Source organism: Thermostichus sp. MS-CIW-15 (genome assembly GCF_054060575.1).
Genome location: NZ_JBSSDI010000011.1, coordinates 1 through 12260, shown reverse-complemented (window position 1 = coordinate 12260; position 12260 = coordinate 1). Strand labels below are relative to the sequence as shown.

Annotated in this window: 13 protein-coding genes and 1 pseudogene; 9 read left to right on the top strand and 5 right to left on the bottom strand. The window is 57.6% G+C overall.

The annotated features are described in order from the left end of the window. The first annotated feature begins 87 nt into the window (after positions 1–87). Positions 88–1341, top strand: a complete 1254-nt coding sequence (gene tyrS, locus ACVW0R_RS05620) for a tyrosine--tRNA ligase (RefSeq protein WP_457501778.1) — start codon at positions 88–90, stop codon at positions 1339–1341. Between the two features lie 67 nt (positions 1342–1408). Here the strand turns inward: tyrS and ACVW0R_RS05615 are convergent, their stop codons facing one another. Continuing rightward, positions 1409–2110, bottom strand: a complete 702-nt coding sequence (locus tag ACVW0R_RS05615; protein WP_011430909.1) for a hypothetical protein — start codon at positions 2108–2110, stop codon at positions 1409–1411. 460 nt (positions 2111–2570) lie between these two features. Here ACVW0R_RS05615 and ACVW0R_RS05610 point away from each other — a divergent pair, with 460 nt between their 5' ends. The 7 genes from ACVW0R_RS05610 (at position 2571) to ACVW0R_RS05580 (ending at position 8392) form a co-directional block, all read left to right on the top strand. Next, positions 2571–2789: a hypothetical protein gene (locus ACVW0R_RS05610; protein WP_457501777.1), complete on the top strand. Its 219-nt coding sequence runs from the start codon at positions 2571–2573 to the stop codon at positions 2787–2789. 120 nt (positions 2790–2909) lie between these two features. Then, the gene (locus ACVW0R_RS05605; RefSeq protein ID WP_457501776.1) at positions 2910–3647 is read left to right on the top strand and encodes a vWA domain-containing protein; all 738 of its coding nucleotides are present in this window, start codon (positions 2910–2912) and stop codon (positions 3645–3647) included. Between the two features lie 151 nt (positions 3648–3798). Beyond that, positions 3799–3984, top strand: coding sequence for a hypothetical protein (locus ACVW0R_RS05600; protein ID WP_414402406.1), 186 nt, complete (start codon positions 3799–3801; stop codon positions 3982–3984). 65 nt (positions 3985–4049) lie between these two features. Then, positions 4050–4688: a hypothetical protein gene (locus ACVW0R_RS05595; RefSeq protein ID WP_457501775.1), complete on the top strand. Its 639-nt coding sequence runs from the start codon at positions 4050–4052 to the stop codon at positions 4686–4688. Positions 4689–4852: 164 nt separating this feature from the next. After that, positions 4853–5737, top strand: a complete 885-nt coding sequence (locus ACVW0R_RS05590) for a DUF4347 domain-containing protein (RefSeq protein ID WP_457501774.1) — start codon at positions 4853–4855, stop codon at positions 5735–5737. A gap of 358 nt (positions 5738–6095) precedes the next feature. Continuing rightward, the gene (locus ACVW0R_RS05585) at positions 6096–7088 is read left to right on the top strand and encodes an Ig-like domain-containing protein (protein ID WP_457501773.1); all 993 of its coding nucleotides are present in this window, start codon (positions 6096–6098) and stop codon (positions 7086–7088) included. A gap of 197 nt (positions 7089–7285) precedes the next feature. Further along, positions 7286–8392, top strand: coding sequence for a peptidylprolyl isomerase (locus ACVW0R_RS05580; protein ID WP_457391356.1), 1107 nt, complete (start codon positions 7286–7288; stop codon positions 8390–8392). A 42-nt stretch (positions 8393–8434) separates the two neighbouring features. On the opposite strand, the gene ACVW0R_RS05575 is transcribed toward ACVW0R_RS05580, so the two are convergent. From ACVW0R_RS05575 to ACVW0R_RS05560, 4 genes are all read right to left on the bottom strand, one after another. Then, complete coding sequence (locus ACVW0R_RS05575; RefSeq protein WP_011430901.1) at positions 8435–9202, bottom strand: MlaE family lipid ABC transporter permease subunit; 768 nt, start codon at positions 9200–9202, stop codon at positions 8435–8437. Positions 9203–9208: 6 nt separating this feature from the next. Next, positions 9209–9835, bottom strand: coding sequence for a GerMN domain-containing protein (locus tag ACVW0R_RS05570; protein WP_099813000.1), 627 nt, complete (start codon positions 9833–9835; stop codon positions 9209–9211). A gap of 244 nt (positions 9836–10079) precedes the next feature. Continuing rightward, the gene (locus ACVW0R_RS05565) at positions 10080–10940 is read right to left on the bottom strand and encodes an LmeA family phospholipid-binding protein (RefSeq protein ID WP_228375271.1); all 861 of its coding nucleotides are present in this window, start codon (positions 10938–10940) and stop codon (positions 10080–10082) included. Positions 10941–10994: 54 nt separating this feature from the next. Further along, positions 10995–11426: a hypothetical protein gene (locus ACVW0R_RS05560; protein ID WP_011430898.1), complete on the bottom strand. Its 432-nt coding sequence runs from the start codon at positions 11424–11426 to the stop codon at positions 10995–10997. 317 nt (positions 11427–11743) lie between these two features. Here ACVW0R_RS05560 and ACVW0R_RS05555 point away from each other — a divergent pair. Next, positions 11744–11914, top strand: a pseudogene (locus tag ACVW0R_RS05555) (SulP family inorganic anion transporter); the annotation flags it as partial. Between the last annotated feature and the right edge of the window lie 346 nt (positions 11915–12260).

The window sequence follows — 12260 nt, the reverse complement described above, 5'->3', positions numbered from 1 at the left end:
CTCCTCAGTCTCTATCCCCCGTCGCCAGAGTACCCCGAAGGTTTTGATGGGCTTAAAATAGCCCATGGTGCTCATCGAGCCAAGTGGATGGAGCCAACTTCGAGAACATTTCCAACTGCTGTCTCGTCAGCCCAGGGAGATCCCCGCATCGCCGAGATCACGCAGCGGGGAGTGGCCGAGGTCTTCCCAGGGGGAGCGGCAGCCTTGGCGGAGCGCCTGGCCACCACCGATCGCCCCTTGCGGGTGAAGCTGGGCATCGATCCCACGCGGCCAGATCTGCACCTGGGCCATGCAGTGGTCTTGCGCAAGTTGCGCCAATTCCAGGATGCTGGCCATGTGGCCATCCTCCTCATCGGGGATTTTACAGCCCTGGTCGGGGATCCCACTGGCCAATCGGAGGCGCGTCCCCGTCTGACGCCGGCAGAAGTGGAGGAAAATGCCCGCACCTATCTGGATCAGGCTGCCAAGATTTTGGACTTTGCCACCCCTGGCCGGCTGGAGGTGCGCCGCAACAGCGAGTGGCTGGCCCGCCTTACCTTGAGCGAGCTAATCGAGCTGCAGGCTCAGATGACGGTGGGGCAGATGTTGGCCAAAGAGGACTTTGCCCAGCGCTACCGCTCGGGGACGCCAATTTATCTCCACGAATTTCTCTACCCCCTCCTGCAGGGCTATGATTCGGTGGCCCTGGCAGCCGACGTGGAACTAGGGGGGACTGACCAGCGCTTTAACCTCCTGGTTGGCCGGGAGCTGCAACTGTGGAAGGGCCAAACCCCTCAATTTTGCCTGACGGTGCCCCTGTTGGAGGGCTTAGATGGCTACCAGAAAATGTCCAAGTCCAAAAACAACTACGTGGGCCTGACCGAGGATCCCCTCACCATGTACTCCAAGCTAGAGAAGGTGCCGGATCAGCTGGTGGAGCGCTACTTCGAGTTGCTCACCTCAGTGCCTCTTTCGGAGCTGCCGGCGGATCCCCGCCAGCGCCAGATCCTCTTGGCCAAGACCCTCGTGGCCCAATTTCACTCTTCTGAAGCCGCAGAAGAGGCGCAGCGCACCGCCCAAGCGCTGGTGTTACAAGGCAATCTCGTTGAAACGGGATCCATCCCCACTTTTGCCATCCAGTGCTTGTCTTACCCGGTAAAACTGAGCTACATCCTGCGCGAATCCGGCCTCTGCAAGAGCGCTGCCGAGGCCCGTCGGCAAATCCAAGGGGGCGCCGTGCGGCTGGACGGGCAAAAGGTGGAGGATCCCGACCTGGAGTTTGCCCAAGCCTCTGAGCTGGACGGGCGGGTTTTGCAGGTGGGCAAGAAGGCCTTCTGCCGCTTGGTGGTCGGCACAAACTAGTCAGCTTTGGTTTTCTCCCCTCACCCCCAACCCCTCTACGAGGGGAGCTCGATGGTTCCACAACTATTCAACAGGTGGGGATGGGCTTAAAGCCGAGCCCGGCTTTCTTCTGCTTGGTCTTGGCTGAGGGGTTAAACAGCGGCGAAGCTAACACGGGCTCTGGCCGGGGCCGGATCGATCTTGCCTCCGCCACAGCTTCGGCGAGCTTTTGCCGCACCAGCTCTTGGGTCTCCAAAATATTGGGATCCGCCGCCCATTCCGGGGCTTCTTTGACCGGATCGTCTTCGGAAGTGAATTCCAAATCGTAAACCTCGTTGCGGTAAGTGGGGCTGAAGCACTCCCAGGCGCGCAGGCTGTAGAAGTAGGGGAATAGCCGCACCATGCGCTCGATATCCAAGTGTTCGGCAAAGCGCCGAAAGGCTTCTTCTTCGGAAACCGGAAAAGGCGCATAATGCTCGGAAACAAACCACTGCAAAAACTTTCGCGCCTCCGGAACGATCTGCTCTGGGGCCATGGATCCCAGCGCTGCCGCGTTGAAGCAGTTGACCAAAAGGTGCTCCAGCAGCACAGCGTTGTACTCGGCAAAGCAGGTTTGCTCGCGGCTTTCTACCGGCTGCCAAGGCATCTTGCCGTTGGCGGCAATGAACAAGTGAACCAGGTCATGCGAGGGATTGGTTTGGATGGAGCCGTGCCCCTCCAGCTTGGCCCCGTCACAGCTAAAGATCTGGTACTGAGGGCTCCAGTAGAACTTCAGTTGCTTGGCCGCCATGTTTGACCGTCCTCCTCACCCAGAGGGATCCCTACCCAGAGGGATCCCTATTAGAGCTTACACCTGTGGACGGGTTCCCATGCACCTCAGGCGGCGTCTGCCCGCCTTCGGGAGAGGAGATGGGGGCAAAACTGGACTGCCAAGCTTTTTCTAGGCTGGCCGGCAAGCCTCTTGAAGCTCCCCAACCCCACGGGCCATGCTTCTAAAGCCAAAGTTAAACAAGGACGCTTATTTTAAAAAAACTGTCACCTCTGAAAGCCATCGCCTGAGGATCGACAAGTTTTTAGTATCTTTTTTTTACTTGCAAGTGTTTCTTTCTACGATACTCTTTCGGCTCTCCCTATGGTAGCGTTACATCGCGATTTTGCCTTTTCTCTCGACCTTGTCTGTGCTTCCAGTCAATTCCCGCCAGGTCTTGACAATGCGACTTAACAGACCAGAAAACCGAGAAACTAGCTGGGTGATTGCCCTGATCCTGCTAGGGATCTCTATAGCCGGCTGTGGCTCTTCCAGTAGCACGGGGATCGACCCTGCTTCTTTGGGATCCCCAACTCGCCTGACGTTCAATGGGGCTCTGACGCGCAATTTCAGCGGCACCCAGGGGGAGATGGAGTTCAACATTGCCCTTTTGCAAAGCGGGGATCCGCCTCAGCCGGTCACCCAGCTTTCCCCTGCCTAGGTCAGCCTACAGGTTAACCGGGTAACCGATCTGCAGGGCATCCCGCAGTCAGCCACAGTAACCCTGAGCCCCACTCGCATCGAGAATCCTCGAGCGGAGCTGGCCCGTCAGCCTTTGCTGATGGCCATTCTCATGGACGGCTCCGGCAGCCTGCTGGTTTTGGATCCCCAGTCCCGGCGCTTTTTGGCTGTTTTTGGGCTTTTGGATCAATTTCGCGCCACACCCCTGGATCTGGGGGCGGTGCTCCGCTTCGATAATCGAGGAGCTGGTTTTGGCGCTACCGCTCTCGGCCAGCCCTTGCGCACGGCCCAACTGCTGCAAGACTTCACCAGCGACAAGCAACTGCTGAGGCGGGGGGTACTGCGGGCAAATCCTGGTGGGAACACCGCCCTTTATGATGCCACGGTGGAAGCCGCGCGTTTCTTAAGCGACTTTCGCCCCAATGAGCCCTTCAACCGGCGCCTGGTGGTGTTCACCGACGGCATCGATAACGAGAGCACCCGCTCCATTGAGCAAACCACTCGGGAGCTCACAACGCTGGCCCGAGAGCGGGGGCAGAAGCTAACTGTGTATGTGGTCGGGCTGGGCGTTGACTTAAACCTCTTGGAGCTCCAGCGGCTGGCGGCGGCCACAGAAGGCACTTTTGTGTTGGCGCGGTTTGCCGAAGCTTTGGAAGCTCCCTTTGCCAATTTATTCCCTGCTGCGATTGGGGAGCACCGCCTACAGGTGCGGGCACAGGGCAATCTTCCTCTGCCGGTTGGTTTTTATCTTCTCAGCGGCGAGCTGAGGGTTGAGCGAGACGGGATCCGCTTGGTAACACCCTTCAACGACGCCGTTCTCGCCGTGGGATCCCCCTAGGGCCATTCTGCAGGCCGACAACATTCGCAATCAAGAGCGAGGCATAAGCATATGTTGCGACGACTGGGCATATCCAGAAGATTTTGGCGACCGGCTGCCCTTGGCCTGGCTGCCGCGCTTACAGGCTACTTAACTGTTTTTCTGAAAGGTTGTGGTAGTAGCGGCCCCAGCAATCCTTCTGGGGCGGGGCTGCCGACAAGGGATCCCGCTGCAGGCTCTGCGGCTGCCATCCTGGGGTTGGTCGTTGATCCCTTTGCTCAGCTTTGTGGCCCGGGATCCACGGCTGCCCTTTGTGCAGGCGGGCCGATCTTTTCAGTGGGCAACCCCGTTCAGCTAGTCGGCTTAAGCTCCCGCGGAGATATTCTGTCTCCCCCCTTAGCCACTGCCACCCTGGATAGCAACTTGCGGTTTACGATCCCCTTTTCCGGCTTAATTACGCAGCCGCCGGGGAAATTGGTTTCGGTGCAATCGAACCTCGTCAGGCAGGGACAGCAGGTCGGCCAATCGACACCGCTGCGGGGATTTGTTTTCAGCGCAGCCGTCGATGTTTCTCCTTGGAGCGAGGCTCTCTATCGCATCTTGTTACGGCAACGGGAGCGAGTGCCTTTTTCGAACTTAGCCCCCTCTGAGCTTAGGGATTTGGAGAACATTTTGTTTGTCAGCGTACCTCTTTCCAGGACAGCCCGCAACCTAGAGGAAATTATTGCCGATATCATCCAGCAAGCGGATCGGCTGAGCTTTAGTGAACTGCGGTTTGTCGAGGATCTGATTCGAGTTTGCTATGCCCCGGAAGGCAACCAATCCGATCAACCCTGTCGGCTGCGGATCCCGATACCGACCCTGCCGCCACTGCCCCCTGAGCCGCCGGCAACTCGGCCACCGGCTTCTCCTCTGGTTCCCATAACTCCTTCGCCAGCAGCAACACCTTCTCCCGAGGCTCCTGCCCTTCCCATCGTCATCACCAATAGGGCTTTAGTTCGTCTGTCGTCTGGAACTTTAGTATTTAGCAATCCAGTCACGGTGAGAGTGGACAATTTGTAGCTGTCTCGTTTGGAATCGAGTTCTGTTTTTTCTTTTCTGAGGACATTTCTTGAAAAAGCGAGGAGTGTTAGATGTTGGCCTCAAGACTTTCTACGCCCAACTTTAAGCAATCTGCTGGGCTATTCCGAATTCTCAGCCGCACTCTGGGATCCGTTTCCACAGCTTTGCTCGTTCTTCTTTTGAGGGCGGAGAGTGCCAATCCTGCCACATCGGGCAATATACCTCTGCAACATACTGTTCAAGATGAGCTGGTCTTTATCGACCCAGCTTTGCCCGATCTATCGATCTTGCTAGCAGGGATCCGACCTGGAACAGAAGTTATTCTTTTGGATCCTAACAAAGACGGGATCCAGCAGATCGCCGAGGTGCTGCGAGGTCGAAAAGGGGTTAGAGCCTTACACATCCTATCTCATGGCCAATCCGGCTCAATACAGTTGGGCAAAAGCATTCTCAACCTAGAAAACCTATCAGAATATGCAAGCTTGCTCTCGCAGTGGAAATCTAGCCTGACCGACGATGCAGAGATCTTGATCTACGGTTGCGAAGTGGCATCCGGTTCAGAGGGTCGTCTTTTCATCAAGGAGCTAGCCCATCTAACAGGAGCTGACATTGCCGCTTCTACCAACCTTACAGGTTATGCTGGATACAACGCAGATTGGATTCTAGAGGCTACGACCGGCTCTGTTGCCACTCCCACAATTTTTGTCGAAGGATCAGTAGAGCATCGTTACCGCCATACCTTACAGGTTGGCGCCACGCCCACCCTGGATGCTAACTTTGTTTTAACAAACATCCAAGTAGGCACTAACAAGCTTTCTCTCATTGGTGTAACCGAGCAAGTTGTTTTAAGAAGAGTCAACAACCCACAGGCATCAGGAACTTGCAACATTGTCTGGGTCGTTCATCCTGACACTCCTGGCAGTCTTGGAATTACAGCTATGGAGCAGGCTCTCTTAATCGATCCTATAAATCCGGTTATCAAGGCAGGGACAGATAATATTTTTACAAACCTCGACTCTGGCACTCGTAATATCAATAACATACAATAACATAGAAAGAGTTGACTTTATTACTCCAAGCGGCATAACTGCTCCCAGTGCCAATCTAAATAAAATCGGGTTTCTCCTTTTGGATAGAGGCGGCAATGACTCTTTTAAGATAGCCGCTATCACTAGTCTTGACCCTAACCCTGTAAATTATACTTACGGATCAGTTGTTGCGGTTGGAGCAGGTACTTGGTCACAGGGAACGAAGCTTGTTCGAACAAATGTGCATAACGATCTGTGTGAAAGCGAGCCCCTAGATACGAATATTACGTCCAAAGTATTCAATCAAAAGCTATCGGGCGTTTTTGTAAGCTTCCAAGATCTAGGTATATCGCCTAATCAAACATTCTACGGATACTCGGTGGTTGGCAATGATGTAACCGGCTCAATTCAAAACTTCAACACCTTCCCAAAGAATACGAATCAAACCAACGGCGGCTGGGACATGACGGCAGGAGGGGGAATTGTGGCTTACAACCCTCTTGCCAATGACGACACTGCAACCACTTCCCAAAATACACCGGTCACCATCACGATTCTGTCTAATGATGTAGGGTATGTCTCTAGCTTGGATCCGAGTACCATTGACCTAGATCCGACCACTCCTGATCCGGAAACTACTCTGACAGTTTCCGGAGAAGGCACATATGTCGTCAACCTAGCTACTGGGGAAGTCACTTTTACGCCGGAGCCTAGCTTCATAGGTACCACTACCCCGATTAAGTACACCGTAAAAGACGCAAACAATCTAATTTCCAACGAAGCCACCATTACCGTCACAGTTACTCCAGCATCAACCCCGACACCGACGCCAACGCCAACCTCAACGCCAACGCCGACACCGACACCCACGCCGACACCCACGCCAACACCGACGCCAACGCCGACACCAATGCCAACCCCAACACCAGCACCCCGAGAAGAAGGGATCCGACTGGTCAAGCGGATTACCGCTCTCAACGGAACTCCTATCCCCGAATTCTTCGACGAGCCCACCGACCCCAACGACAACCCAGGGATCCCTTGGCCAGGCGGAGCCAGCACCTTCCTGCAGGGGGCCATCAACCTGCCGGTGCGCCCAGGAGCGCGGGTGCAGTTTGCCATCTACTTCCTGCTGGACTCGCCCGCTTCCACCTTTGTGGTGTGCGATCCCCTGGCGCCTGGCTTGCAGTATGTGCCGGGCAGCCTGTCGGTGAGCACAGGGGGAGGGGGAGCCTTCATTCCGCCGGGTGGGGCCGTGCCGCCTGCTTGTGGGGGCATCAGCAACCCCAACGGTGTGGTGGTGGTGAATGTGGGGGGAGGCAGTTCTGGATCAGCCGGTGTCGTCCGTTTCGAGGTCGCCGTTCCTAGGTAGGAGAGCCGTGTAGCCATGCCCTTGGAGAACTCCGTCTTTGCTATCGCGGTTGCAAAAGCGTTGCGTAGCGATAACGGCTTTCCCCCAGGTGGAGCACGCCAGTCGTTGAAATCTCAATCGAGGTTTGACAGCGCTTGCCGCCTGTGACGGTGGGATGTCAGGCTGAGACAGGAGTGGTTTTGCAGTCGGTAGGAACCATGACGCAGCGTGCCCAAGGATTTTGGCAATGGGGATCCCTTTGCCGGATTGGCCTCTACGTAGCTGCTCTATTCTGCGTGGTGGCGCTCTGGGGGATCCCGGCCCTGGCGCTGCCGCAAGGGGATGCCATTACGGATCCGCGAACCCTCTTGCGGCGGGCGCTGCCCATCCAAGACAGTCGGATCTGGGAAATTGACGAGGCCATCACCAAAATCGAGGCCGACCTGAAGTACAACCGCTGGTCGGCGGTGCGGGGGGATGTGCGCCAGGTGGAGCGGCTCCTGGATCGCTATGCGGATCCCCTGCTGGCGGAGTTGCCCCCCGAGCAGGCTGCCGCCGCCTCTGAAGCAATAGCCGCCCTACGCCAGGAGTTGCAGCTCATCAGCCAGGCCACGGAGCGCAAATCCAAGGGCAAGGAGGAAGCCCGCGCCGCCTACGACCGCCTCATAGACGACTTGGGATCCCTGGAGAACAACTGGGTGGGGGCCTTCCCCTACGAGGTACCTGATGAGTACGCCGACAAGCCGCAGCTCCTGGGCCGGGCAGAAGTGGAGCTGAACACCACCGCCGGGCGCATGGTGATCACCCTGGATGGCTATAGTGCTCCAATAACTGCTGGCAACTTCGCTGACTTGGTGCAGCGGGGCTTCTACGATGGCCTGACCTTTGACCGAGTGGAGAAATTCTTCCTAGTGCAAGCTGGAGATCCCCCTGGCCCTGCCGACGGCTATGTGGATCCGGCCACCGGCAGAGTCCGCACCATCCCCATGGAGATCCGGGTCAAGGGTGAGGTAATGCCCCGCTACGGCCAAACCTTCGATCAACTGGGCCTGTGGGATGTGGAGCCGGCCCTGCCCTTTGCTGCCGAAGGGACGGTGGCCATGGCCCGCTATCCCGAGGATCCCAACAGCGCCTCTTCTCAGTTCTTTATCTTTATGGCCGAGCCGGATCTCACTCCCGCCGGCCTCAACCTCATGGATGGCCGCTACGCCGTGTTCGGCTATGTTACCGAGGGCACCGAGGTGCTGCGCAAGATCAAGCTGGGGGATCAGATCCTGAGCGCCCGGCTGATCTCAGGCCAAGAAAATCTCAGGAATGGGGCGTAGGGATTTTGCATCACTATCTCCTACCTTTGCCCTTTTGAGTGGCTAGAAGGCGCGGCTGAGGGCAGTTCCCGGGCCCTGAAACGCCAGCCAAGAGATCAGAAAGTTGGTAACAAACACCCCCAGCAACGCCGTCACCACAGCATCGGTGGTGGAGCGCCCCACTCCCTTGGCGCCCCCGCTGGTGGAAAGGCCCCAGTTGGAGCCGACAATGGCGATCAGAGACCCAAACACCATCGCCTTCAAACAACAGACGATCAAGTCCCAAGGGGCCAGGAGATTCTGAGCCGAGGTGAGAAACACCGTGGAAGGAATGTTGTAAACCGACGCGCAGATGATCATCCCCCCCACCAACCCCGTCAACAGGGAGAGGATGGTGAGCACCGGCAGCATCAGCCCCGCGGCCACTACCCGTGGGATCACCAGATAGTCCACCGGATCGGTGCGCAACAGGTAAAGGGCGTCGATCTGCTCCGTGACTTTCATGGTGCCCAGCTCGGCGGCAAAGGCGGATCCCACCCGTCCAGCCAGGATCACCGCCGTCACCACCGGCGTCAGCTCGCGGGCCAGGGCAATGGCCAAAACCCCGCCGATGAGGGAAGAAGCTCCAAAGTTGATGAACTCGCGCGCCAACTGAATCGTGAAAACGCCGCTGATCACCACCGCTGTGATCAAAACAATCAGCAGCGACTCCAGCCCCACCGCTGCCAGTTGCTCCAGCGTGTTGCGACGGTGAATGCGGCCCCGCAGCAGGTGCAAGGTCACCTGCCCGGCCAGGAGAAAACTGCTGCCCACCCGTTGGAACCAGTTCATGATCTCTCAAGAGGCCGATACGGCTGACGGCTCCGCCTCAGGTTCTGCCGGAAGCTGGAAGCTGGGGACAAACGAGGCCCGCGTCAAGGGTTGGTCGATCATCAGCCCTTCCCCCCCCAATACCTCGAGGGCACGCCCCTCGACGGAGATCCACACCCGCGCGCCGGGGTTCTGGCTGGTGGCCGTGTAGAGCACCTGCGCGATCCGGCTCATCATCGCCGTGGATCCCCCCCCTTGCGTGAATTCAGAAGAGAAATTGAGGAAAATATCGTTGCCTTCCACCCGCACATCCAGCAGCCGTGTCTGGGGAGGGATGGCGGTGGTGAGGTGGGGATCCCGGGGCCCGGCGATCAGCTCTTCCAAAGCCACACGGATGGCCTCTTGGGCGTCGAAGGCGCGCACGGAGCGCTCCTGCTGCACGTAGTAGATCGAGTTGTTAGCCGTGGTCAGCCAGTACAAAGAAAGGGTTTGCCGCGGCCCAATGCTGTACCACCAGGCTCCCCCCATCACCCCCACCCCCAGCAAAAAGCCCAGGATCCCCAGGGGCAGGGCCTGGTCGCGCCGTGGGCGGGAACGTCGCCCCCCCAATTTGCCAGAGCCAAGCTGTGCGGTACGCCCTCCGTAGTGATCCATCGCTGCCATTCCCCTGTCTTGCTTAGCTCTAGGGTAGCGAAGAAAGGCCCACCCTGCCGGGGATCCCCAAACCGGCACAGGCGCAAGCCAGCTTGAACTGGCTTCACGCTGGCCACAGCCATTCGCGACAACCAAGAGGCGGCGCGGCTGCTCTCCCGCCTGGACGAGGCCCGCATCGAGAAGCTCCTGGCAGAAGACGACCCTATCGACGAGAAGATTTAGCCCCAATGGGCGGGGATCCCTGCTAGGGAAGGGCGGCTCGCCGGGATCCCATCAGGGTCTCCAAGCTCTCGACCCGCACAAAGCCGATCACCTGCACCTGATCAGACCCTATCTCCAGGCTGAGCACCCGCACCAGGAGCCCCAGATCTTCTAGCTCTTGCAGATCAAACACCTCGTTAAGGCCGCCCAAAAACGCTGCCGAGATCTCATCGGGAACCCGCACAGAGCCGATGACAAACTCCGGATCCTGAAGCTGCAAGCGGCGCCCCTCCTCCACCTGGATCCCGGCGTTGAACACTACATCAACTGCTCGCGTCAGCGGGACGGAGTCTTTTTGCTCGCTGCCGCCTTCCTGCTCCACCAAGAGGGCAGAAAGTCGAAGGCGGTCAGGAGCCAAAAACTCGACCCGGGGTTTGCGCAGATCGAAGCGGCGGGGTTCGTCCCTAAGCCCGCCAAAGGGCAGATCTGCTCGGATATCCTGAAACTGTCTCAGCACCTCTGGCGAGTTGAGGGCAGCATTCAAGTCTTCTTCCCGCACCACCACCCGCACCGCCGCCTGCAGAGGACGCTCCAGCCGCAGAGGAGCCCCGCGGAAAAAAGAGGGGTCAATGGCCACCGGATCTGTTTCCAGCTCCAGCAGCTCTATGCGCGGAAACGGAGCCCTGTACAGCCCCCGCCCGGCAACCAACAACCGATCCGCCTGGCCGCTCAAAAAACGATAGTTAGGGCGGCTTTGGATGCGCACCTCCAAAACCTCTACCCCATCGAGCTGAGCGAGCAAAAGCTGCCGAGCCGCCTGATCTGCCAGGTAGCCTGCCCCTCCTCCCAAGCCCGCCAGCAACCCCACCAAAGCCGCCAGGATCTCCATATTTGCCGCTGTCACGTCTCCCCCACTCAGGTTAGCAGGGGGATCCCTGGCCCTCGTCAGGGATGCCGGCTAACGCAACACCTTAAGGGGACTAGCCTCAATAGGGCGATTTCCCAGGAAAGTTTTGGCAATTTTCAGGCCGTCCGCCATCACCGGCCGGTTGAGGGTTGGGTCATGGACAAATTTGACGCCGGAAGCCACCGTTGGGCGCCCCTCGCCCCAGGTATCCACAACTTTCAGAGTGGCAGCAGCAACCGGACGGCCATCGGCAAAGTAATCCACTACCTTCAGGGTGGAAGCTCCCACCGGGCGGTTGTCGATCTCGATCTTGCTGAACTTGACAGGGCTAGGAAACACCGGCGGGCCGGACCTCTCTCCTGACCCTAGAGCAGCCGGCAGGATCGGGTCGGCAGGCCGAGGAGCCAAGTTCAGACCGTTTCCTTGTCCCGTAGAGGTTTCTTGCTCCGGCAGCGGGCTGGAAAGACCACTAGGAACGGCCATAGCAATCTCCTAAGTTACAGAGGGAGCTGAAGGGAAAGGGGAGAAGAAACGACGGAATAAAACCGCCGAGCTGGGCGTCTTTAGGATCCCCGCAACCTCAGACCAGATTCTAAAAATATTCTAAACCATCGTTGGGCCTACGATCGGCTGCTCACACTCTGGCTTTATCCGTCAACTGCCGCTGAGGCACTCAGCGACGCTACACCTTCCCCGGTGCCATTGAGTCCGTATACACATTTGTAAACACTATGTTACCCTTTGAAAGGACTTATCGGCAACTGAGGAGTGTTCGAGTAGCTGTGGTGAGTCAGCCAACTGTGGCTACGGATGACGCAGGCCAAGGGTGGAAAAAGCTTTTGGCGCGCTGGCACGGCGACCTTATGGGCGGCTTGACCACAGCAGTGGTGGCTTTGCCGCTAGCGCTTGCCTTTGCCATTGCCAGCGGCGTTGATCCTAAAGCGGGGCTTTACACAGCAATTGTAGCTGGATTTAACACTCCCACCGCCTGAAGGCGGGGGATTCTTACGCAGTCCACAAAAGAACCCGTAACGGCGTTGTCAAAGCGCCTCTAGAAAGTTCCTTCACGCAAAGCTCCAAGGTTCTGCTGACTTTCTTAAGCAGGTTGGCGACAGCATTTGCCTCAGCGTTAACCAACCACCCCTTTGCCGTTTGGTACAGGCCCCGCTTGACACGCTTTCCAGAGGGTTTCCACCCGTCGGGTTTTTCACCATAAATTAGGTACAGCCTTTTAATTTAAAATAGGGTACAGGTATTCAAGAGGAAGGAGAGAAAGGAATGCCGACTCATTCTTTGGATTTGCGGCAAAGAGTTGTA